Raw genomic sequence first — 20,578 nt, forward strand, 5'->3', positions numbered from 1 at the left:
CATTTTAGGAGCGGACCGTTTGTTTGAGGATATTCTTTCAAGTAATTGAAAATTATTGTCCCCAGAGATATGAATAGGTTGTTTTACAGAGCAAAATTGATGTCTAAAGCATGGAATTGAGGGCGAAAAGAGAAAGAAAGTTGGCCATTTAAATGACTTTAGCATGCATGACTAACGATTCATCGATATAAAAAAAGCAGCCGTTTGGCTGCTTTAAGATACTATCTGGTTTACTTAGTTGGGATTAGTTTACCCAGTCACGTAGTGTAAACGTCAATTCGTGATCGGCACTTTTCAGAACAAGACCATCTTTAGTTAGCGTGATATCGCTCCAGTTAGATAGTGTTTGTGTCATTGCGTTTTCGACCTTCATTTGATCTTCCATACACATCTTCATGGTCATGCCCATTTTTTCGATGCGTAGTTGGTTGTTTTTCAGCTCGGCTTGACCGAAGAAGTTGTTACAACCTGCGTTGCCGTTTGCGGTTAGATTTTCACCGATTTCTAGGCGAGCCGCTTTTTGGTGTTCGTCTAGAACGATATTTTTGCCATCAACTTGAACAAGTTCCCAGTTGTGGTGCTGCAAATCTTGAGCCGTTATTTCTTTCACATTATCACCGTTGCTAGCACAAGCAGTCATAAGAACAGGGAGAGAGATTGCTGTAACTAACGTTTTTAGGCTAAGCTTCATTTTATAGACTCCGTTTTTATAAACGCGGTAAGTATAAGTAATAAAACACTGTTTTTGTCAGCATAAGGTTATGGTTTCGTATGTTTTTGACATAACGAAGTATATAGCAGGTTTTGTTGCTGACTAATCTTCTCATTATTTAAACTAGGCCAATACGCCCTAATATGGAAAGAGCGGTTTTAGTATGGAGCAACTGGAGTTTTTTACTGTCCCAAGCCCTTGTGTTGGAGTATGTACCTCCGATGAAAAAGGGTATTGCAAGGGGTGTATGAGAAAGAGAGAGGAAAGGTTTAATTGGCTTAACTTAACCCCCGCTCAGCAGTTGCACGTTATTAAGTTGTGTCGTCAAAGGTACAGAAGAAAGATGTTGGCAGGGAAGACGAAGCCAGAACAGCTTCAAGATGAGTCATCGCCTCAACAAGACTTATTCTAGAACTCTTGTTCAGTCTGTGGGGTTACGCCTTCGCTTTCGGTTCTGATTAGGCTTTTACATATTCCCGGTCCGGCAAGGTGTCCTTAAAGAACCGGGAATCTCCTATCCATTTTCCCTATAAAGCGGTAATTGGCGTTATTTCATCGACCAACGGTCGCTAACCCAGCCTCCCGCTTGTTCGTCGAAGTGATTTCCTGAAAATCGATGATTGAATTCAACATCTAATTTACTTGTTGGGCGTTCATCCATGAGTTGATGAATGTATCTCGCCATAGGATCCGTACAAGCTTCACGCTCTCTACGGGTAACTACTTCTTTGATCATTTGGAGTCTGTAGCTATTGCTGGCTCGTTTCATTTTTGACCTCCAGAACTCGATGGCAGCAGTTTGAACACATTGACGTCCAGATCGCTGCTCATTAGTGTGCGCGTGGAGGCACATCACCATCGTTTGAAGTCCAAAGACAAATTGTTTGAGAGCAGTGTTTGTAACGCCATTCACATCTTTCTCAGAATCATTGACTATGCGATTAAAAATGTTTCGCGAAATTTAGCCGATGAACCTGCATATTTAAAAGACCTTATCAAACATAGAAGCCCAACACAGGGGCGTCAATAACACAAATGAACAATTTTTGAACATATTGTGAAGGTGGAGAGTTTTCAGTAATTTATCGAAAATAAAAAACCGAAGCACAAAGCTTCGGTTTTGAGGAAAGCCCTGACGAAATTGCTTGTAAAAGCTCTTAGTGCCAGGGGTAAGGTGTTGAGTATTAGCTACCAGATGCAGGACAGCCTTTTACTGGTTGGCCATTACTGAAGTACTTGATGTTCTCTAAGTTCTTGTTGTAGTTATCCGCAGAGATTTGTGGGTTGTTTACGAAGAACTCGCGCAAAACGTATGCATCGGTTAGCTGTGTAGATTGAACATCGATGATTGGATAGTTATCGCCACCAGCAGCACTGAAGCTGATTACAGAGAATGTGTACGTTGCGTCTAGATCGAAGCCTTTATTGTTAATATCGGTAATGGTTACTGAGCCAGCATCACAATTTACATCTAAAGTGATGTTATCTAGTTGAGCGTAAGCACCAGAGCCTGCAGATTTCGTCGCAACCACATCTAAGTATTCTTTAACTTCTTTACCTGTCATAGTTGCTTTAGTCACGAAGTTACCAAATGGCTGAACCGTTAGTACGTCACGGTAAGTGATATCACCATCTTGGATTGAATCACGCACGCCGCCAGAGTTCATCACACCAAAGTCAGCATTTACCGTTTTGTAAGTACGGTATGCCTCGCCGAGTAGGTGACCTAGGTTAGTTTGTTGAGAGCGAACTACGTTACGATCACCTTCTAACTTACCCGTCGTATTAGAAATCTTCTCATCTAATAACTCTTGACCTTGTTGTTGGTATGGCAGTAGTAACGCTTTTACCGTTGCATCTTGTTGAATTCGTTCACCGATAACTTCATCGTTTTCGTCTAGAAGGTTTACAGGAATCAGTGCGTAATTCGCTAAGTGAAGCTTGCCGTCGTAGTATTCGAAGTCTGCACGACCCACATATTTACCCCACTCATGCGCTTGCATAATCCAAGTGCCTTTTTGTTGGTCTGGGGCACAATCATCCCCAGGTTTGAAATCAGCATACTCATTGGTACCTGGTTCCATACATACAGGGTTTTGTGAGTGACCACCGATGATAGCGTTTAGCTGTCCTTCTTCAAGAGAGCGAGCGAGTTTAACGTCACCTGGTGCTTCACTACCGTTTTTGCCATCTTCGTAGTGACCCATGTGCGTCGTTGCAAATACTAGGTCTACCTTTTCGTTCTCTTCGATTTCTTTCAGTACCTTTTTGATTTCTACTTGAGGGTCTTCGAAGTGGATGTTTGATACGTTGTCTGGATTGACTAGCTTCGCAGTGTCTTGCGTTGTTAGACCAATAACAGCGATCTTAAGGCCGTTGATAGTAAATACTTTGTAAGGGTCGAAGTAACGCTCGTTTGTATCTTTTTTATAGATATTCGCAGCCAGCATAGGGAAGTCAGCTAGCTCGGCTTGCATATCGAGAATATCTAGTGAGTTATCAAATTCGTGGTTACCGACAGCCATTGCATCGTAACCAAGTAGGTTCATCCCTACGAAGTCTGGAACCGCATCTTGCATGTCTGATTCTGGTACACCGGTATTAATATCACCGCCAGATAGCAGAATGGTTTCACCGCCTTTTGCTTCGACTTCTGCGCGGATAGATTCGATTAAAGTGTGACGCGCAGCCATGCCGTATTCGCCGTCGCTGTTATGCCAAAAGCGACCATGGTTATCGTTAGTGTGGAGAACGGTGAACTTAGTACAAGAATCTGCAGTCTCGCAGGTTACTGGAGAATTGTCGCTGTCTGAGCCGCATCCTGCTAGCGCAGCGCCTACTGCCACTACCAAAAGAGATTTGGAAAACTTCATAAGGGATCCTTTCTTTGTGATTTTGTTATTGTTACGGCGTGAAATATACGGAATTAATGTGAAACTTTAGTGATCTATCTCTTATTTATACTTCTATCGGAGAAATGAATTAATAAGCCTGCAAACTACGTCTATAAATAAACAGAATTGGTATTTAGTATTTATTTTATATCGCTAGCTCTATTTTTTGTGAGGTAGTTAATTGAATGTGTGTTGTTTGTGTGAATCAATGCGCATTTTTGCGAAGTATTACGCTGATTTTGGTGATTATTTTGCCAAGTTTATGTTTTTCCTAATAGGTATGACACAAATCGTTATAAATTTTCGCTCTGATGATGAGGGGTGGCGGTTTGTATGCATAATGAACAGCACAGAGCTTAAACTCATTTGATCATGGCTTTATTCTGCCAAACTCTATCAAAAATTGTATTTATCTCTTTACTATAATTGCGATCGTTTAGAAACCTTATGCTTTAAGCATCGTTTATTTATCCTCATCCGATACCTTATCGTGCTTATTCCGCATTTGACACTCGAATATTTAAACAAATAGATTCAACCTAATGAGTCAAAATGAAAAGTAAATAATGGTTCGTTCTTCTTCGAATATTATGATGTGAACTATCATTTAATTAATGCAAATGAAATGGATTAATGTAAAGCGTTGCGACTATAGCTGTTATCTTTGAGCTTTGGTTTAAAGGGTAGGGTTAAAAGAATTTGTAAGTGGTGAACGCTAATAAAGGATGCTTATGAGATACACAGTAAGGGACGCACTCAAAAAGGAAGCAGCCCAAATTGCCAAGATACACGTTGATTCTTGGCAGGTGGCGTATAAAGGATTAATGCCAAAGAGCTACATAGAGCAGTTTACGATTGAGCGTCGAGAAAGGATGTGGGCGCGAGTGATGACGGAGCAACTGGCCCAATTGATCGTAGTTGAGAGGCAAGGAGAAATTGTTGGCTTTTTAAGTTACGAGTTACCTAACCACACCAGCGAAGATAAAACGGCATTAGTGACATGTTGCTACGTTACGCCGCTACATTATGGGCAAGGAGCAGGAAGTGCACTGTTAGATGAGTTAGAGACACGTTTGCTCTCTACGTCAGTTATGCAGATCAGTTTGAAAGCACTGGATACTAATCAACAGGGGCTTAACTTTTACAAGAAGTGTGGTTTTGTGCGTACTGGAGAGGAAGAGTCGGAAGTGATTGAGAGTATGACGCTGACCGATCTCACTTTAGTGAAGTATATTGCCCGCTCATAAATAAAATGCTATATGCCAAATATAGTAAAACCCCGGAGGTGGTAAGACTCCGGGGTTTTGAAATTTTTTAGATGTCTCGGTTGGTAAGTCCGATTATCTTTTATGCAAAAGGTTTGGATTTAATCCGATTAATTCCTTGGTAGGGAATTAGATACGGATGAAGTCCATGTGTTCAACTTTTGGCTTGAACGCGTGACGTTGAACGTCTTGTGGCTTAACTTTAACTTCTTTGCCATCGATAACTAGAACGATGCCTTCGTAGAATTCAGGCTTGTCCATTTGGTTTACGATGTCGTCGTGGTTAAGAACGATAGCTACTGCTGCTTCTTCACCGCCGTATACAACTGCAGGGAATTTGCCAGCGTGACGTAGGCGGCGGCTCGCACCTTTACCTAGTTCAGTACGTACTACTGCTTCGAATTTCATAGTATTTACTCTCAAATTAGTAAAAATCAAATGTTCACAATCAACAATGCGACCTTGTTGTTCGTGGTAAAGCTTGAAACAGGAACTGTTCAAGCGAGCGCGGATACTATCATTCCACTTATAAATGGGCAACCCAAATCGTATCCAAATCAACAAAAAGGTATGATTTAGCGGGGTGGAAGGCTATCCCTTTTAACGCTTTGCTTGGATTTTGTTCACATCGACTTCATTTTCATCGGTTTACTGATCATGGTCCGAAAAACAAAGTTTATGTGTTATATGCTTTATGTTCGGCTGAGATGTAAGACTAAAGATGCTTTTAATCCACCTAAAGCGCTTGTATCCAATGTTAATTGACCTCGGTAACTGTGTGCCATTTCACTGACTATGTTTAGACCAAGACCTGAGCCAGGGGTTGTTTCATCCAATCTAACTCCTCTCTTGATTACTTGACTCAGTTTCTCTTTAGGGATGCCTGGCCCATCATCTTCAATAATGATGTGTATATTTTCCTTATCCTGAGAGGAGTGCACACGAATCATGCTGTTGGCCCACTTATAGCCATTTTCTAGCAAGTTACCTAGCATTTCATCGAGATCGGTCTGCTCTACTGCTACATTCAGCTCTGAATCAAGTTCATTAATTAAGGTAATGCTTCGGCTCGCATACACTTTATCAAACGCCATTGAGATAGCATCCACACGATCTGCTGGGTTCGACTTCACTGATAATATGTTCATCGATCCGGCCATACGGGCACGACCCAAATGGTAATCGATATGGTCTTGTATTTGATTGATTGGAGCTCGGAGACGGGATTGTGCCTCAGGTTCTAACGTCTGAACTTCATTTTTTAGAACAGAAAGTGGCGTTTTAAGTGCATGAGATAGGTTACCTGCATGATTGCGAGCTCTCTCTAGTAATTCTTGGTAATGGAACAGCAGAGCGTTGAGGTCGAAGATTAGAGGAGAAATCTCTTTTGGGTAGGTTTCTTCTAGACTCTTTTTATTACCAGACTTCAGCTCGGCTAATTCTTTTTGTAGCTTTGTAAGCGGACTCAATGACCAAGCAATTTGCAGTAAAATGACGGTAAGCACGCCCGCGAATAATAAACCCAAAATAAGCCAAAGTTGGCCGATTAACGTTTGAAGGGTATTTTTAATGGGTTCTTCGTCAATACCAATAATAATGTGAATAGGACCATCGTAATCAGGAAGATACAGCGCTTTTTCTAGCGTAATTAGTTTTTCGCCTCTTGCTCCATACGCATCTTTATCCAAACCTTTGTGTTCGATTTTTTTGTCCCACAAAGAACGAGAACGTTCGAGGCTTGCCTCTGTAGAGGCACTCCAATACAAACCACTGTAAGGTCGGTTAAATCGAGGGTCTGATAGCTGAGCTGCGAGTGAAAGATGCCCGGTGTTATCGACTTCTAACTGTGCTGCGACTTCATCCATAAAAATGCTGAGCTGTGAGCGAGTGTCATCAACCATATAGTTGTAGACCTGCGTCGGTATCGTCACACCAGCGGCGAGGATCATTGCCGTTAACCAAACGATCGCCGCTAAAACGAGGCGACTTTTGATACTCAGTCGTTTTATTGCGTTCAACGGTAGCCTGTTTCTATTCGGCATTTAATTGGTATCCCAACCCTCGGACAGTTTTGATGATCTTTGGTGCGATTTTTTTGCGAATTCGGCCGATAAAAACTTCGATTGTGTTGGAGTCACGATCAAAGTCTTGTTTGTAAATGTGCTCGACGAGTTCGGTTCGAGAAATCACTTTTTCCGGGTTATGCATAAAGTAAGCGACCACTTTATACTCTAGCGCCGTCAAGCTTACCGCTTGCCCTTGCCACATGACTTTAGAAGTGCGCGTATCCAAGCTCAAGTCGCCAATTTGCATCACAGGAGAGGCGTTACCTGATGCTCTTCGCAGTTGTGCGCGAATACGAGCGATAAGCTCAACCATTTCAAACGGCTTAGTTAGGTAATCGTCTGCACCTGCGTTTAAGCCTTCAACTCGCTGCGTTAGGGTGTCGCGAGCGCTTAAAATCACGACAGGAGTATTAATGTTTTCATCTCTGATGCCTTTTAGGACGGTAAGACCATCCAGTTTTGGCAAGCCGAGGTCGAGAACAATGGCGTCCCATTCTTCCGAAGTCGCGCGATACAGAGCGTCTATGCCATCTTGGGACAATTCTGGTACCCAGCCGGTACTTTCTAATGTTTCGATGATTTGCTCGCCTAAACGAGGATCATCTTCAACAACAAGTATTTTCATATTGATGATTCTTATTATGTTTGGATTTTTATCGAAGTAAGCTACGCATCGTGTCTGGATTACGCATTAGACAAGTTTAGTTGTTTTGCGGCTTTAACGCTTTGTTAAAGCTGCGACCTTTGATCTCAAGCATTTCCAGCGTGGCGGCGTCGTACTCAACTTTCAGGACGCTATTGTTGTACAGAATTTTCAATTCATACACCCAAGCATCATCATCTTCTTCAAGCTCGACCTTGATGATGCGGCCGTATAGGTCGTTTTCTACTGTGGCGTAAAGTTCCGAAAATGGTCGTATATATCCTTGTTGAACCGCGCGATAGACCTCATCTTGATCTTCATCGAATTCGATGCGTGTTCCTGGCTTTTCGACATCTTGCACGATGGCGTGGCCATTTTGTGATGTGTGCTCGTTGCCATGCTTGGCAAAACTTGGTGCACACATGAATGTCGTGATAAGGCCGAAAAGTAACGCAGAATGTAGAGAAGTCGTTGCTTTATACATAGTCAAACCTTTTCTGGAGCGTTAGCCGCAGTATATCGGATATAGATGAACAGAGAGTGAATCAGCTAATTAAGTTTTGCCATGTGTTGTGGATGTTATTTCAACTCATCTTCAAAAATTTTATCTCGCAGCTTCCAAAAGCGACCAGATTTTCTAGCAATAACAAACTGAGGCAAACGGAAACGATGTTGATTAGCGACAACGCGTGTCGGTGAAGCCTCTTCAAAAGGACGATGCTTGTCTGCTAAGTGGGGGCGTACGAACTGATCTTTAAACGTTTGTTTTTGTTTTTTGGTACTCAATGTCCAAAACTCATGAACTAACGCATTGCCTTCGCCTTGGTATGGTTCACCAGAATACGTCACCTTTAGCTGAGATTTACCATCACTGGACTTAAATACAGATAGGTCCATTTCTGTGCATTCAAAGATTAATGCATCTTTGAGATTAAGGGCTTCTTTTAGCTTTTTATCTGGGTCTACGAGCGTCGCATCACACTCATGACAAATTCGTGCAGCGATATCGTTGTCCGCACCACATTCACCGCAGTATTTGGCACGAAAACGGTAGCCACAGTGTTCACGTTCGCCTGTGTCTTCATCTTCAAAGTAACCTTGGCAACGTCTGCCAAAATGTTCAACCAAGAAACCGTTACTATCCAACTTACCCCAGAAGTTGTTATTGAATCCGCAAGCCGGGCAAGGAATCGTGATAATTTCACTGTCAGAGTCTGGTTTGGGATCACCGACTTCAGGTTGGTATAAATCGTAGCTGTTGCCTGCGTAATCAAGCACTAAACATTCTGATTTTCCGTCTGATAAGCGTAATCCTCGTCCTACTATCTGTTGGTACAGACTGACTGACTCTGTTGGTCGCAAAATCGCGATTAAATCGACATGCGGCGCATCAAACCCGGTTGTCAGTACCGAAACATTGACTAAGTATTTTATTTGACGATTCTTGAACGCTTGGATGATCGCATCGCGCTCCGGCGTAGGTGTATCACCAATGACGATTTCAGTTTCGCCTTCTGGCAATAAACTGTGTATCTCCTGTGCGTGTCGAACAGTTGCAGCGAAGATCATGACACCTTGACGCTCTTTCGCATATTGCATGATTTGCTCAACAATTTGTGGAGTCGCACGTTTGGCTTTATCGATCACCATGTCCATTTCTGCTTCTTTGTAGCGTCCGGTGTTAGCGGGCTTCAGCTGAGAGAAGTCGTAAGACAAAACGGGCGCATCCATCATGCGGGCTGGAGTGAGGAAGTTTTCGTCGAGCAAGTAACGGATCGGCAGTTCGAAAATACAATCGCGGAAGAATCGAGGCTCTTCGGTTCGCACTTGACCTCGGGTGTGATACTGATAAATCCAGCCCATTCCTAAACGATAGGGCGTTGCAGTTAGTCCCAGCACCTTAATGCCAGGGTTCAGTTCTCGTAAGTGAGTAATAACTTTTTGGTAGCTGCTGTTTTTGTCATCTGGCACACGATGGCACTCATCAATAACGAGCAGAGAAAACTGGTTTTTGAACGAATCTAAGTTACGTACGACCGATTGAACCGAAGCAAACACGACTTGCTGGTCAGTTTCTTTTCGTCCCAATCCTGCTGAGAAGATAGAACCTTTTAAACCATAACCTTCATACTTTGCGTGGTTTTGCTCGACCAGTTCTTTTACGTGGGCGAGGACTAACACTCGTCCTTTCGCAAGGCGAGCAAGTTCTGCGATCACCAAGCTTTTTCCTGCACCGGTTGGCAGCACGATCACTGCTGGTGTCGAGTGTTTACGAAAGTAATGAATAACGGCTTTAACCGAGTCGGCTTGATAAGGACGAAGTGTGTACATGAAAATATGTGAAATTGCTCAACTATTCGAACTAGGAACGCTATAATACCTGACTTTTATACCCAAGTGACCTTTAAACCAAGATTTAGAGATCACTTGGGTATAATTCAATGAGGTATTCATGCGTTTAGATAAATATTTGTGTGACGCTCTGGGTGCAACACGCAAACAGGCAACAAAGATCATCAAAAGTGGAGACATCACCGTTGACGGTGAGGTTCAAAAAAGTGGTGCATTTAAAGTACCTAAAGGTGCGGAAGTGATGTGGGAAGACCGTGTTATTGGTGCTCCTGGCCCTCGTTACATTATGTTGTATAAGCCTGCTGACTTTGTTTGTTCACATGAAGATGGCTACAACCAAACTGCATTCGCATTGCTTGATGAGCCTAAAATTGAAAACCTTCACTTTGCGGGCCGATTAGATGTCGACACAACTGGTTTAGTGTTGATTACGGATGATGGTAAGTGGTCTCACCGTATTACTTCACCTAAGCATAAGTGTGAGAAAACGTACCGTGTTTGGCTCGTCGATGCTATTCAGCCAGATTACGCGGAAAAGCTCGAACAAGGCATCATTTTGCGCAATGAATCAGACGCAACATTGCCAGCTCGTTTGGAAATCGTGAACGAGGCCGAGAATGAAGTATTGTTGACTATCGTGGAAGGTAAGTATCACCAAGTGAAACGTATGTTCGCGGCGTTAGGAAATAAAGTTGAGTACTTACATCGTGAGCGTATTGGTTCTATCGAACTTGATGAGGCACTAGAACCAGGTGATTATCGCTACCTCACGCAAGAAGAAATTGATTCTATTTGGAATTAATTGTCGGCATGGGAAATTCTTTAGTTCCTAATAGGAACTAGTCTTTTGGTAGAAATTGGCTCAAAATAAATTTTCCTACCAAAATTAGTGCCTAGACAATTCCGGTGTGCTTACTCATCTCAGTGATATGCCTTTGCATTTAGCTGATGCATGCATACTCTTATTGCAAAGCCTTCGGCTACGGTGAATGGAATGATGGTGTCAACGCCATCATTTTTACTGCATTGTGTTTGTTTCCCATAAACACATTTCGCTTTCACATGCTTTTCTATGTCGAGTTCGTCAAGGTCACACCTTGGTACATATTTGCCCTTATGATTCTCGAACGTTGGATAGAACAGGTTTTTGGCTTCTACATTCAGCGATATGAGAACTTCCGTTATTTTCACTTTGTTCTGCAAGTATTGACGGTAGGGCTCCAACAAGAGGTAAAAGAATGACAGAAAAAGCTCAAAGTGCTCCGCAATCCCAAATCAGTTTTCTATTGTTTCTGGTACTAGGAGCGATTGGTGCTTTGACGCCTTTGGCGATCGATATGTATTTGCCTGCGATGCCGACAATTGCGAAAGATTTGGGGGTCGCGCCTGGCGCGGTTCAGATTACGTTGACGGCTTATACCGCGGGTTTTGCGATCGGCCAGTTAATTCACGGGCCGCTTGCCGATAGCTTTGGTCGAAGACCTGTGTTGATTTTAGGCGTACTTTTCTTCGGCTTGGCTGCTGTTGTGAGTGCGACAACAAATGGCATTGATGCGCTGACCTATGTACGTACGGCACAAGGTTTTGCTGGCGCGGCAGCGGCGGTCATTATCCAAGCTGTCGTGCGTGACATGTTTGACCGTGAAGACTTTGCACGCGCAATGTCCTTCGTTACTCTGGTCATTACTATTGCGCCGTTGGTGGCACCGATGATCGGTGGCCATCTCGCGATTTGGTTTGGTTGGCGTTCCATTTTTTGGGTATTAGCTATTTTCGCTGTAGTCGTGATTTTTCTCGTACTTTGGAAAATCCCTGAAACGTTACAGCCTGAAAATCGTCAGCCTCTTCGTTTCCGCACGACGCTGAGAAACTACGCCAGATTATGCTCCAATCCTGAAGCGATCGGTTTGATGCTCTCAGGTGCGTTTTCATTTTCCGGAATGTTTGCATTTTTGACGGCGGGTTCGTTTGTTTATATTGATTTATATGGTGTTCGACCAGACCACTTTGGTTACCTATTTGGTTTGAACATTGTGGCGATGATCATCATGACCAGTATTAATGGTCGCTTGGTGAAGAAAGTTGGTTCCCATGCCATGCTTCGTTTTGGGTTGTTCGTGCAACTTTTGGCGGGGATTGGTTTATTCGTAAGTTGGTTAATGGACTTCGGATTATGGGGCATTGTACCTTTTGTTGTGCTGTTTATCGGTACATTGTCGACGATAGGTAGTAACGCGATGGCGCTGCTTTTAAGTGGTTACCCATCAATGGCGGGTACGGCGTCGTCTCTAGCGGGGACATTAAGATTCGGTATCGGTTCATTGGTTGGTGCGCTGGTGGCATCACTGCCCGGGAATGTTGCTTGGCCGATGATCATCGTGATGTTTGCTTGTTCTGTGCTTTCAGCACTGTTTTATTGGACTTTAGGAAGAAAGGCGTAATGTCGAATTACACCAAAGAAATTCAAAACTTGGTTAACTCAGCACTTGAAGAGTTAGATCAAGAGCATCGCTCAGGTAAGTTAGCCAATGCCCCTGTTGCGAATAACCATTATTTAGTGCGTTGGGTAACAAAGGCGCTAAAATCACAACGTTTCGGACGTACGGTAGGCGATGACTTAACGCGTTGGCAAAAAGCAGGTCGCTCAAAGGGGAACGATGCTGGTTTGTTGTTTATCTTTAAACGTATTTCTGCTTTTTATGCGCAATTCTTCCCTGAAGGTGAAGACTCCAAAGTGTTCAAAGATTCAGATATTGAGTCTTTTCTTGATTTGATGGAGCAAGCAGGCTGGGAAGTCTCAACGTCTGAGCAACTGATTGGGTGCGGCAAAGTACAAATCTTCACTGAAGGTCAAAACTCTTTAGCGTTATGTGCAGACCAATGCGAAAGCTGTTTTGATGGCGAGTTGCTCGTAAAGCCAATGAGTTGGTTTGTACGTGGCAATCATGCTGAGTTTGTTGAGAAAGCAGCGCAAGCGGGCTTTATGGTACATAAGGTAACAGACTACAAATCGATGGTGAAATACCATGGCGAGTACCTTATTTTTCCAGCAAACGAAGGCAACCAGTTAGCCGAAATTCCACTCTCGTTCAAAGCTGACTAAAGTGACATTTTGAGTGTTTAGAAGCCCCTGTTATTGGGGCTTTTTGTTTTCTAAACGGTTTGCTTCTTTCGCGATGGCTTTGACCATGCCTTTAAATATGAAAAGATGGGCTGGCATCATTGCAAACCAATAAAGCAGCCCAAGAAACCCTTGCGGGTGCCACCAGGCGGTAATATCCAATTCTCGTTCGTCACCGAGATCTTTGATGGTAATTTCTAAACGCCCAAGGCCTGGGCCTTTCATACCAAAAAACAGTGAAAGAAACTGATTGTTATCGCAGCGAATCACTTTCCAAGAGTCAATAAAATCACCGACTTTGAGCTCTGGTCCAGGAGGAGAAACGCGAATCGGTTTTCCGCCGCCAAAAAAGATATCGAGCCATTCACGTGTACGCCACAAGATGTTGGCAAAGTAATAGCCTTTTTCGCGACTCCCGATCTTTTGCGCCACTTTCCATAATGCCGCAGCGGAGGCTTGAGTTTTAATGCTCGCTCCAGCTTGTTTTGGGTAATAGCCATATCCTGGTTGCCATCGACGAAGCGCTGCGGGTTCAAACCCCCAGACATTACTGCGTACAAATGTGCCTTCATCTTGAATGGTATCAGTTACCGCTTGCTCGTAGCTGATCAGCGTTTGAGGAAATCGTTCTTCAATCGCTTTGGAGTCTGCAATGTAGTCGTGCTCTAAGCCCGCAAGTAATGCTTTGCCGATGTTTGCTGGTACAGAGGTGACCAAGCCGAGCCAGTACGATGCCATTTTGGGGGTAAGCAACGGTGTCGACCACAGCCGATAAGGCTTGTTGGTGATTCGGCAAATGACTTTGAACTGTTCGCGGTAGCTAAGTGTATCCGGCCCACCAACTTCATAAATTTGACTTTCTTCTGGAGAGGGGGCTTCTGCTAACTTCAACAAATAGTGGTTGAGATTGGGCAAGGCAATAGGGTTCGCTTTTGAGTCGACCCATTTAGGCGCAATCAAAATAGGTAAGTTGTAGACAAAGTCACGCATGATTTCGAAAGCGGCAGAGCCGGGACCGATGATAACGCCAGCACGCAATTCAGTTACTGGAACACCAGACTGTCGAATTATTTTTCCCGTGGCTTTACGAGCGGCTAAATGGCGAGAGTTTCCGGTTTGAGGTTGAATGGCACTCAAATATACAACATGCTCGACGGAGCTTTGTTCCAACGCATATTTGAAGTTCAAAGCAAGGTTTAGTTCGTACTCAACAAAGTCATCACCTTGAGCCATCCCGTGCACGAGAAAAAATACTAAATCAAAATCGTTCACTACAGCCTTCGTGGTCTCTGCGTCAGCCAAGTCGAGATACCTTAACGTTAAATTATGATGAGGCTGAGTTCTTGACTCTAAATAATCAATATGTCGCGCCGCTGCTGTGACGGCGTAACCTTTATCTAAAAGTAACGGAAGAAGTTGAGAGCCAATGTAACCCGAGGCGCCTAGCACCAACACCTTTTTCATTATCTGTCCTTTTATCGTTGGTGGAATAAACACCACAGAGTATAATCATGAGACACTTTCCCCATTCTATCAATAAGTTGTCGTTGGAGCGCTTGTGACTTTTCTTTCTCAACTCTCAATACACGCAGATAAAGCATTCTTACGTCGTTTATTTGCAATCGCGTTACCAATTACACTGCAAAGCATGATGTTTTCGAGCCGAAGCCTCGTCGATGTTCTTATGCTTGGTCAACTTGGTGAAGCTGAAATTGCCGCAGTTGGAGTTGCTGCGCGCGCGACTTTCGTCACCACCATTATGTTAGTTGGGGTGACAACGGGTGGTGCATTGTTAACCGCTCAATATTGGGGGGCTGGCGATAAAGTTGGGGTGCGTCGCAGTACCGCTTTAACATGGATGATCGCAATGATGTTTGCTGCGATTGCTGTTGCTTTGTTTGTTGTTTTTCCACAACTCATCATGAGTTTGACTACCGATTCACAAGAAGTGATTGAGCTAGGGGCCAGCTATCTCATTATTTCGTCGGTTAGCATGTTTGCTGTTGCATGTGTGGCCAGTATGTCGGTGGGCCTAAGGGCGATGCACCAACCAGGCCTAAGCACTTTTTTTAGTGGTATAGGCATTTTATCTAATGTGTTTCTTAACTGGGTGTTAATTTTTGGTCAATTAGGCTTTCCTGCTCTGGGTATTACGGGAGCAGCGATCGCAACGGTAATCAGTGGCGCGATCGAAGTAGGTTGCCTGTTTGGTTATCTATGGTTGAAAAAACACATAATCGCATTTGGTTGGGATGATATACGCGCAGGATTGGTCTTAGATAAAATTACGCGTTTCTTGAGCCTCTCTTTGCCAACCACATTTAACTTCTTGGCGTGGGCTGGTGGGCTGTTTGCTTATCACGCCATCATGGGGCAAGCAGGCGTACAAGGTTTGGCGGCACTTTCCGTAATGACGCCTGTTGAGTCGATCGCATTGGCGATGATGATTGGCTTATCGAATGCGGCTGCAGTTCTAGTCGGGAACCAGCTCGGCGCTCGTAATTTTGAACCCGTTTATTATCAAGCATGGGCTACGGTCATTTTGAATGTGCTTATCGCATTTGTGGTCGCCGTCTTGTTGATAGTGTCAAATCAATGGATCCTTAATGCGTTTAGTGCACTGACAACAGACACTCGCGAGCTAGCTGAACAGTTTATGGTGATTCTAGCGTTGGGTGTCGTGTTACGCTCGGTGCCGATGATGGCGATTGTTGGTGTATTACGCGCGGGCGGTGATGTTAAGTTTTGTTTGTATCAAGACATCTTGGCGCAGTGGGTGATCGGGATTCCACTCGCAGCATTTGCAGCGATCTATCTCAATTGGGACCCACAATGGGTTTACTTACTCTTTTTGACGGAAGAAGTTGTGAAGTGGGCGATTTGCTTGCCAAGAATGGTTAGCCGAAAATGGATGAAAAACCTGATTGGCCAGTAAGGAGGTACAGAGTTTATTTTGGCTGCAAAAATCTGCTCAAAACGTCAACAAAATTAGTAACAGAAAGTGAATCGAGTTGCATTTGTACTTCCATAGTGTGATCAAGCATTCAAAATACTTTCTACTAACAGGATTTTAGTGTAGATTCTGATCCCAATTTTTAAACACCATCCGAGCGGCATAATCAATGTTAAAACTGTCAGACCTATGTAAAGGCTATGTAGACGGGGGAGAGTTTCACCCTGTATTACAAGGGGCAGAATTAACATTGCAGCAAGGTGACCAAGTCGCTCTGATGGGAGAAAGTGGTTCGGGTAAAAGTACTCTGCTGAATTTAATCGCCGGATTAGATACTGCTGACTCTGGTGAAGTGCAGTTTCCAAATTTTGCTATGCATGAAGCACCGGAGCATTTAAGAACCCTTTATCGCCGCAACAATATTGGGAATATCTTCCAACAATTCAACCTGCTTCCTACACTTAATATTGCCGACAATATTCGTTTTTGTCGTCAGTTAAAAGGTCTGCCGGAAGATAAAGAGTTGTGGCGTCAAATTCTTTCTGCTTTGGACTTAATGCCATTGCTAGGACGTTATCCGGAAGAGGCGTCTGGTGGTCAGCAACAACGTGCGGCGATTGCTCGCGCCCTTTATATGGAACCCAAAATCCTGCTTGCTGATGAGCCAACTGGTAGCCTAGACGAGCGAAACGCAGAAGCAGTAATGCGCTTATTAACGAGTCTCGCTCGCCAATTGGAGTGTACTTTGCTGTTAGTGACGCACAGTGAAAAAGTGGCCGCCCATATGGAAGGAAAGATTCGACTTCAAGGAGGGCAGCTACATGTTATGGCCCGTAGTTAAGGCACTACTCGGTCATTACCGTCGTTACCCTCTACAAATTATTCTTGTCTGGCTGGGATTAACATTAGGCGTGTCCCTCCTTGTTGGTGTTACTTCTATCAACCAGCATGCAAAACAAAGTTATGCAACTGGGGAAAAACTTTTCTCTAATCCTTTGCCATACCGAATCCGAACGAAGCACTCTGCCAATAAAATTCCTCAAGGTTTCTATATTCAGTTACGTCGAGCTGGGTTTAACCAATGTGCACCGTTTGATGTGCTTCATCTAGATGCCAAGACCGATATGAGCCTGATGTTGGTGGGGATAGATCCTGTCGCGATGATCCCACTACAACAAGGAAAATCGCTAGGTGAGATGCCTGTTTTATCACTAATGAAGCCTCCTTATCCTATTCTTGTTAGTCAAGATTTGGCCGCTTACATGAGTTGGCAGGATGGGGACTTCATTGAGATGAATGACGGAAGCCGTCTTGGGCCTATTCAAGTAGATAAGGACAAGATGCTTTCGGGTACTCGGCTGGTTACTGATATATCGTTGTTGCGTATGCTCAAGCGGAGCTCAGGTTTGTCTGCGATTTCTTGTGGTGAAATGCCAGAGGAAAAGCTAATAGCACTGAAAAACATGCTGCCAAACGGAATGACGCTCGTTAGGAATACGCGTACAGAGCTTGAGTCGCTAACTAACGCATTCCATATGAATCTCACCGCGATGGGAATGCTGTCGTTTTTGGTCGGGTTGTTTATTTTTTATCAAGCGATGTCTCTGTCTTTCATCCAGCGACAACGTTTGGTAGGTATTTTGAGACAGACTGGTGTTAACGGAACACAGTTAGCGCAAGCTTTATTACTAGAGTTGTCTTTGCTCGTCTTTATTGCGTGGGCGTGTGGTAACTTTTTTGGCTTGATCTTAGCAAATGAACTTATCCCAGCAGTGTCTTCGAGCCTGAGTGATTTGTATGATGCCAACGTAGGCTTAACCATAGGATGGTCATGGCAATCTAGCTTATACAGTCTAATCATGGCAGCGATGGGTGCGTTGATATCGTGTCTGTGGCCATTAATCCGTTTGTTGAAGTCACAACCAATCCGCCTTTCTTCTCGACTGTCGCTAATGCGATTTGCTGGAAGAGAGTTCTCTTGGCAGGCGCTTGCGGCATGTGCGTTTTGTGTCGCTGCAATAGCGGTATATCAGGCGCCGAAAACACAAGAAACCGGCTTTGCTATTATTGCGCTGATGTTGGTTAGTGTGGCGTTGTTTATGCCATTTATTATGTGGCATATGTTCCAAAGTTTTTCTTATACCATGCGATGGGTTCGTGTCCGTTGGTTTTTTGCTGATGCAGCAGCCAGCATGAGCTATCGCGGTGTGGCTACGATGGCGTTTATGTTAGCGCTGGCGGCAAACATTGGTGTAGAAACAATGGTCGGAAGCTTTCGAGATACAACCGATAAGTGGCTAAATCAGCGATTAGCGGCTGATGTGTACATCTATCCGACCAACAATTCAGCCGCTAGGATGAGCGCATGGCTCCAGAATCAGCCAGAGGTGAACTCGGTTTGGTGGCGCTGGGAAAAAGATATGCCGACCGAGCATGGTGCTCTGCAAGTTGTGAGTACGGGCTCTTCTGAAGGTGAGTTAGACTCACTTACCGTCAAGTTAGGTGTCCCAAATTACTGGTATCAACTGCACGCTACCAAGAGCTTAATGGTCAGTGAGTCGATGGCCTTGAAGCTGGATATCCGCCCTGGCGATTTCATTAACTTGCAAGAACCGCTTGGTGGTGATTGGCAAGTCGTAGGCGTTTACTACGATTATGGAAACCCATATAACCAGGTGATGATGTCGCACCGGAATTGGCTGTATGCATTTGCAGGTACGGGTAATGTTGGTCTTGGCGTAGTATTAAAAGATAACGTCAATGGAGAAGGGCTGAAAAATCGCTTAGAGAATGTATTCCGTCTCCCGCAAGATCGTGTGTTTGATAACGGTAATATTTATAGCCAAGCAATGAGAGTGTTTGATCATACCTTTGCGATAGCAGGAACCTTGGGCAATATCACGCTGATTATTGCCGTGTTTGGTTTATTCTTTGCGACGTTGGCAGGAGAACTTTCACGGCAGCGGCATTTTTCCTTATTAAGGTGCATGGGTGTGTCCGGAAAAGAACTTGTCGTATTAGGTGGTTTGCAGCTATTCGTCTTCGGAGCCATTTCTGCGATTATTGCAGTGCCGCTCGGCTTGGCGCTCGCACATTTGATCGTTGATATTATCATTAAGCAATCATTTGGCTGGTCTCTAGAGCTTCAAACGATTCCATGGGAGTATGCTCAAACCATTGCTTGGGCGATGCTTGCCATCATGGTTGCTGGCGCATTGCCAGTTATTAGAATGATCAAAAGTACACCGATGAAGTCATTAAGGGACGCGTTGTAATGAAAAAAATGGGCTCTAAAAAACGCTTGTTGGTTTCAACGCTCATTGTTGTTACGTTCGCTTTTCTGACTGGGGCTGCTTTTTACTCAACTTTTTGGTTAGAGGCGACAGCAACACGAGAAAGCGAACTTGATTCTATCTTAACGCGTGAAAATCAAACGATTTTCGAGCCTGTACTACCTAATGAGCATGTCTCTTTACCCTCAGACTTTCGCTTTCATCCCGAGTATCAGCATGAATGGTGGCACTACTTTGCGAAACTAAAAGATGAGCAAGGCAAGATCTACAATGTTCAATGGAGCTATTTTAGGGTTGCGACGGACGAGCGAGAAACCAGCGGTTGGCAGAACCCTCAATTGTACATTTCACATGTTGTCGTCAGTCATGGCTCGCATGTATGGAAAGAGCAACGGGTAGCTAGAGGTGGGATAGGCCAAGCTGGTATGATCAATCGTCCTTTCAGGTTATGGATTGATAATTGGACTTGGCGATCACTCGGTGCGACGCCTTTCCCGGGCAACTTGAATGTGAATACTGATACGTTTGGACTTGAGCTCAATACCATGACAAACGGCCCCTTTGTCGTGAATGGAGACAAAGGTTTCCAAGTTAAACATGCGTTGCAATCTGTTGCTTCTTTCAGCTTCAGTGCTCCATTTTTAAAAGTAAAAGGTAGCTTAAGCTTAAATGGTAAGCGATTCTCAGTGACGGGTTCTGCTTGGGCGCAAAAAGAGTGGGGCAGCGGCTTAATTGGTGAGGGGCAACAAGGCTGGGATTGGTTTGTTTTCAATTTAGATGATGGTCGAGCATTAACTGTTAGCCGTTATCGTCACCATGGGCAAACACCGCACGTGTTTGGCACGTTGTCGACACGCTCAGGTAAAGTCATCAACCTCTCAGACGATGATATCAGTATTAAACCAATGCAAGTGACCAGTTTATCCAATGGAAGAAGGTTACCTTTGCAGTGGATTATCAATATTCCGAAGCATCAAATTAATTTGACTACCCGCATTATCAAGTCAGATATGTGGCTACCCTTTGTAATACCTTACTGGGAAGGGCCTACTTTAGCCTCCGGCTCCAATGAGGCTTGGGGCTTTATGCAGCTGACAGGCTATTGAGTTGTGAAGAAAACCACCCCCTACGGGTGGTTTTTTAGTGCGCGAAGCTTCCTAGCTTTTTCTCAAAAGTACGGGGTTATCATGATGGTACAAGCCGTGTTATGCTGATTTTCTCATCATCTTGATAAATATTTGGTGCGACAAAAACAAATACGATCTCCGATCAAAATTGA

Annotated in this window: 18 protein-coding genes; 9 read left to right on the top strand and 9 right to left on the bottom strand. The window is 44.0% G+C overall.

The genetic code is table 11. The annotated features are described in order from the left end of the window. Positions 1–244 precede the first annotated feature (244 nt). Positions 245–691: an META domain-containing protein gene (locus tag R7Z49_RS05765; protein ID WP_054729959.1), complete on the bottom strand. Its 447-nt coding sequence runs from the start codon at positions 689–691 to the stop codon at positions 245–247. Between the two features lie 184 nt (positions 692–875). Here R7Z49_RS05765 and R7Z49_RS05770 point away from each other — a divergent pair, with 184 nt between their 5' ends. Next, entirely contained in the window at positions 876–1,124 is a 249-nt protein-coding gene (locus R7Z49_RS05770) for a DUF1289 domain-containing protein (protein ID WP_005378062.1), read from the top strand. Positions 1,125–1,259: 135 nt separating this feature from the next. Here R7Z49_RS05770 and R7Z49_RS05775 read toward each other — a convergent pair whose 3' ends face one another. Continuing rightward, positions 1,260–1,481: a hypothetical protein gene (locus R7Z49_RS05775; RefSeq protein ID WP_005386686.1), complete on the bottom strand. Its 222-nt coding sequence runs from the start codon at positions 1,479–1,481 to the stop codon at positions 1,260–1,262. A gap of 415 nt (positions 1,482–1,896) precedes the next feature. Then, on the bottom strand, positions 1,897–3,585 hold the full coding sequence (gene ushA / locus R7Z49_RS05780) for a bifunctional UDP-sugar hydrolase/5'-nucleotidase UshA (RefSeq protein ID WP_017634888.1): 1,689 nt from the start codon (positions 3,583–3,585) through the stop codon (positions 1,897–1,899). A gap of 752 nt (positions 3,586–4,337) precedes the next feature. On the opposite strand from ushA, the gene R7Z49_RS05785 reads away from it, so the two are divergent. Further along, positions 4,338–4,853 (top strand): GNAT family N-acetyltransferase, encoded by a 516-nt coding sequence (locus R7Z49_RS05785; protein ID WP_017634886.1) that lies wholly within the window; start codon positions 4,338–4,340, stop codon positions 4,851–4,853. 147 nt (positions 4,854–5,000) lie between these two features. Here R7Z49_RS05785 and rplY read toward each other — a convergent pair whose 3' ends face one another. The 5 genes from rplY to R7Z49_RS05810 form a co-directional block, all read right to left on the bottom strand. Continuing rightward, complete coding sequence (rplY, locus tag R7Z49_RS05790) at positions 5,001–5,279, bottom strand: 50S ribosomal protein L25 (RefSeq protein ID WP_005378066.1); 279 nt, start codon at positions 5,277–5,279, stop codon at positions 5,001–5,003. A gap of 284 nt (positions 5,280–5,563) precedes the next feature. Further along, the gene (locus tag R7Z49_RS05795; protein ID WP_318111448.1) at positions 5,564–6,913 is read right to left on the bottom strand and encodes an ATP-binding protein; all 1,350 of its coding nucleotides are present in this window, start codon (positions 6,911–6,913) and stop codon (positions 5,564–5,566) included. Then, the gene (locus R7Z49_RS05800) at positions 6,903–7,562 is read right to left on the bottom strand and encodes a response regulator transcription factor (RefSeq protein WP_005378073.1); all 660 of its coding nucleotides are present in this window, start codon (positions 7,560–7,562) and stop codon (positions 6,903–6,905) included. The genes R7Z49_RS05795 and R7Z49_RS05800 overlap by 11 nt, the downstream gene beginning before the upstream one ends. A 76-nt stretch (positions 7,563–7,638) precedes the next feature. Continuing rightward, entirely contained in the window at positions 7,639–8,004 is a 366-nt protein-coding gene (locus tag R7Z49_RS05805) for a PepSY domain-containing protein (RefSeq protein ID WP_372081942.1), read from the bottom strand. Between the two features lie 155 nt (positions 8,005–8,159). Further along, positions 8,160–9,911, bottom strand: a complete 1,752-nt coding sequence (locus R7Z49_RS05810) for a DEAD/DEAH box helicase (protein WP_054729964.1) — start codon at positions 9,909–9,911, stop codon at positions 8,160–8,162. Positions 9,912–10,032: 121 nt separating this feature from the next. Here R7Z49_RS05810 and rsuA point away from each other — a divergent pair, with 121 nt between their 5' ends. The 3 genes from rsuA (at position 10,033) to R7Z49_RS05825 (ending at position 13,035) form a co-directional block, all read left to right on the top strand. Continuing rightward, positions 10,033–10,734: a 16S rRNA pseudouridine(516) synthase RsuA gene (gene rsuA / locus R7Z49_RS05815; protein ID WP_053303189.1), complete on the top strand. Its 702-nt coding sequence runs from the start codon at positions 10,033–10,035 to the stop codon at positions 10,732–10,734. Positions 10,735–11,170: 436 nt separating this feature from the next. Next, positions 11,171–12,373 carry a Bcr/CflA family multidrug efflux MFS transporter gene (locus tag R7Z49_RS05820; RefSeq protein ID WP_017820848.1) on the top strand — a complete coding sequence of 401 codons (1,203 nt, stop codon included), beginning with the start codon at positions 11,171–11,173 and terminating at the stop codon, positions 12,371–12,373. Beyond that, a complete protein-coding gene (locus R7Z49_RS05825; RefSeq protein ID WP_005378053.1) occupies positions 12,373–13,035 on the top strand; it encodes a DUF2913 family protein in 663 nt (220 codons plus the stop codon). The genes R7Z49_RS05820 and R7Z49_RS05825 overlap by 1 nt, the downstream gene beginning before the upstream one ends. Positions 13,036–13,065: 30 nt before the next feature. On the opposite strand, the gene R7Z49_RS05830 is transcribed toward R7Z49_RS05825, so the two are convergent. Further along, positions 13,066–14,517 carry a DUF2867 domain-containing protein gene (locus R7Z49_RS05830; protein ID WP_238974711.1) on the bottom strand — a complete coding sequence of 484 codons (1,452 nt, stop codon included), beginning with the start codon at positions 14,515–14,517 and terminating at the stop codon, positions 13,066–13,068. 94 nt (positions 14,518–14,611) lie between these two features. On the opposite strand from R7Z49_RS05830, the gene R7Z49_RS05835 reads away from it, so the two are divergent. From R7Z49_RS05835 to R7Z49_RS05850, 4 genes are all read left to right on the top strand, one after another. Further along, positions 14,612–15,988 (top strand): MATE family efflux transporter, encoded by a 1,377-nt coding sequence (locus R7Z49_RS05835; RefSeq protein ID WP_017820846.1) that lies wholly within the window; start codon positions 14,612–14,614, stop codon positions 15,986–15,988. A gap of 187 nt (positions 15,989–16,175) precedes the next feature. Then, the gene (locus R7Z49_RS05840) at positions 16,176–16,847 is read left to right on the top strand and encodes an ABC transporter ATP-binding protein (protein WP_005378040.1); all 672 of its coding nucleotides are present in this window, start codon (positions 16,176–16,178) and stop codon (positions 16,845–16,847) included. After that, the gene (locus R7Z49_RS05845; RefSeq protein WP_005378038.1) at positions 16,828–19,281 is read left to right on the top strand and encodes an ABC transporter permease; all 2,454 of its coding nucleotides are present in this window, start codon (positions 16,828–16,830) and stop codon (positions 19,279–19,281) included. Before R7Z49_RS05840 ends, R7Z49_RS05845 begins: the two co-directional genes overlap by 20 nt. Further along, positions 19,281–20,405, top strand: coding sequence for a lipocalin-like domain-containing protein (locus tag R7Z49_RS05850; protein ID WP_054728675.1), 1,125 nt, complete (start codon positions 19,281–19,283; stop codon positions 20,403–20,405). Before R7Z49_RS05845 ends, R7Z49_RS05850 begins: the two co-directional genes overlap by 1 nt. Positions 20,406–20,578 lie beyond the last annotated feature (173 nt).

Origin of the sequence: Vibrio sp. 1562 (assembly GCF_033340155.1) — a bacterium.
In the GTDB taxonomy this organism is placed as follows: Bacteria; Pseudomonadota; Gammaproteobacteria; order Enterobacterales; family Vibrionaceae; genus Vibrio; species Vibrio alginolyticus.

What these genes read in the sequence shown, in the direction of transcription:
- R7Z49_RS05845 (WP_005378038.1), top strand. Translation starts at nt 16,828, where the DNA reads ATGTTATGGCCCGTAGTTAAGGCACTACTCGGTCATTACCGTCGTTAC.
- R7Z49_RS05840 (WP_005378040.1), top strand. Translation starts at nt 16,176, where the DNA reads ATGTTAAAACTGTCAGACCTATGTAAAGGCTATGTAGACGGGGGAGAG.
- R7Z49_RS05770 (WP_005378062.1), top strand. Translation starts at nt 876, where the DNA reads ATGGAGCAACTGGAGTTTTTTACTGTCCCAAGCCCTTGTGTTGGAGTA.
- R7Z49_RS05820 (WP_017820848.1), top strand. Translation starts at nt 11,171, where the DNA reads ATGACAGAAAAAGCTCAAAGTGCTCCGCAATCCCAAATCAGTTTTCTA.
- R7Z49_RS05765 (WP_054729959.1), bottom strand. Translation starts at nt 691, where the DNA reads ATGAAGCTTAGCCTAAAAACGTTAGTTACAGCAATCTCTCTCCCTGTT.
- R7Z49_RS05795 (WP_318111448.1), bottom strand. Translation starts at nt 6,913, where the DNA reads ATGCCGAATAGAAACAGGCTACCGTTGAACGCAATAAAACGACTGAGT.
- rplY (WP_005378066.1), bottom strand. Translation starts at nt 5,279, where the DNA reads ATGAAATTCGAAGCAGTAGTACGTACTGAACTAGGTAAAGGTGCGAGC.
- rsuA (WP_053303189.1), top strand. Translation starts at nt 10,033, where the DNA reads ATGCGTTTAGATAAATATTTGTGTGACGCTCTGGGTGCAACACGCAAA.
- R7Z49_RS05800 (WP_005378073.1), bottom strand. Translation starts at nt 7,562, where the DNA reads ATGAAAATACTTGTTGTTGAAGATGATCCTCGTTTAGGCGAGCAAATC.
- R7Z49_RS05805 (WP_372081942.1), bottom strand. Translation starts at nt 8,004, where the DNA reads ATGTGTGCACCAAGTTTTGCCAAGCATGGCAACGAGCACACATCACAA.
- R7Z49_RS05850 (WP_054728675.1), top strand. Translation starts at nt 19,281, where the DNA reads ATGAAAAAAATGGGCTCTAAAAAACGCTTGTTGGTTTCAACGCTCATT.
- R7Z49_RS05830 (WP_238974711.1), bottom strand. Translation starts at nt 14,517, where the DNA reads ATGAAAAAGGTGTTGGTGCTAGGCGCCTCGGGTTACATTGGCTCTCAA.
- R7Z49_RS05825 (WP_005378053.1), top strand. Translation starts at nt 12,373, where the DNA reads ATGTCGAATTACACCAAAGAAATTCAAAACTTGGTTAACTCAGCACTT.
- R7Z49_RS05810 (WP_054729964.1), bottom strand. Translation starts at nt 9,911, where the DNA reads ATGTACACACTTCGTCCTTATCAAGCCGACTCGGTTAAAGCCGTTATT.
- R7Z49_RS05785 (WP_017634886.1), top strand. Translation starts at nt 4,338, where the DNA reads ATGAGATACACAGTAAGGGACGCACTCAAAAAGGAAGCAGCCCAAATT.
- R7Z49_RS05775 (WP_005386686.1), bottom strand. Translation starts at nt 1,481, where the DNA reads ATGAAACGAGCCAGCAATAGCTACAGACTCCAAATGATCAAAGAAGTA.
- ushA (WP_017634888.1), bottom strand. Translation starts at nt 3,585, where the DNA reads ATGAAGTTTTCCAAATCTCTTTTGGTAGTGGCAGTAGGCGCTGCGCTA.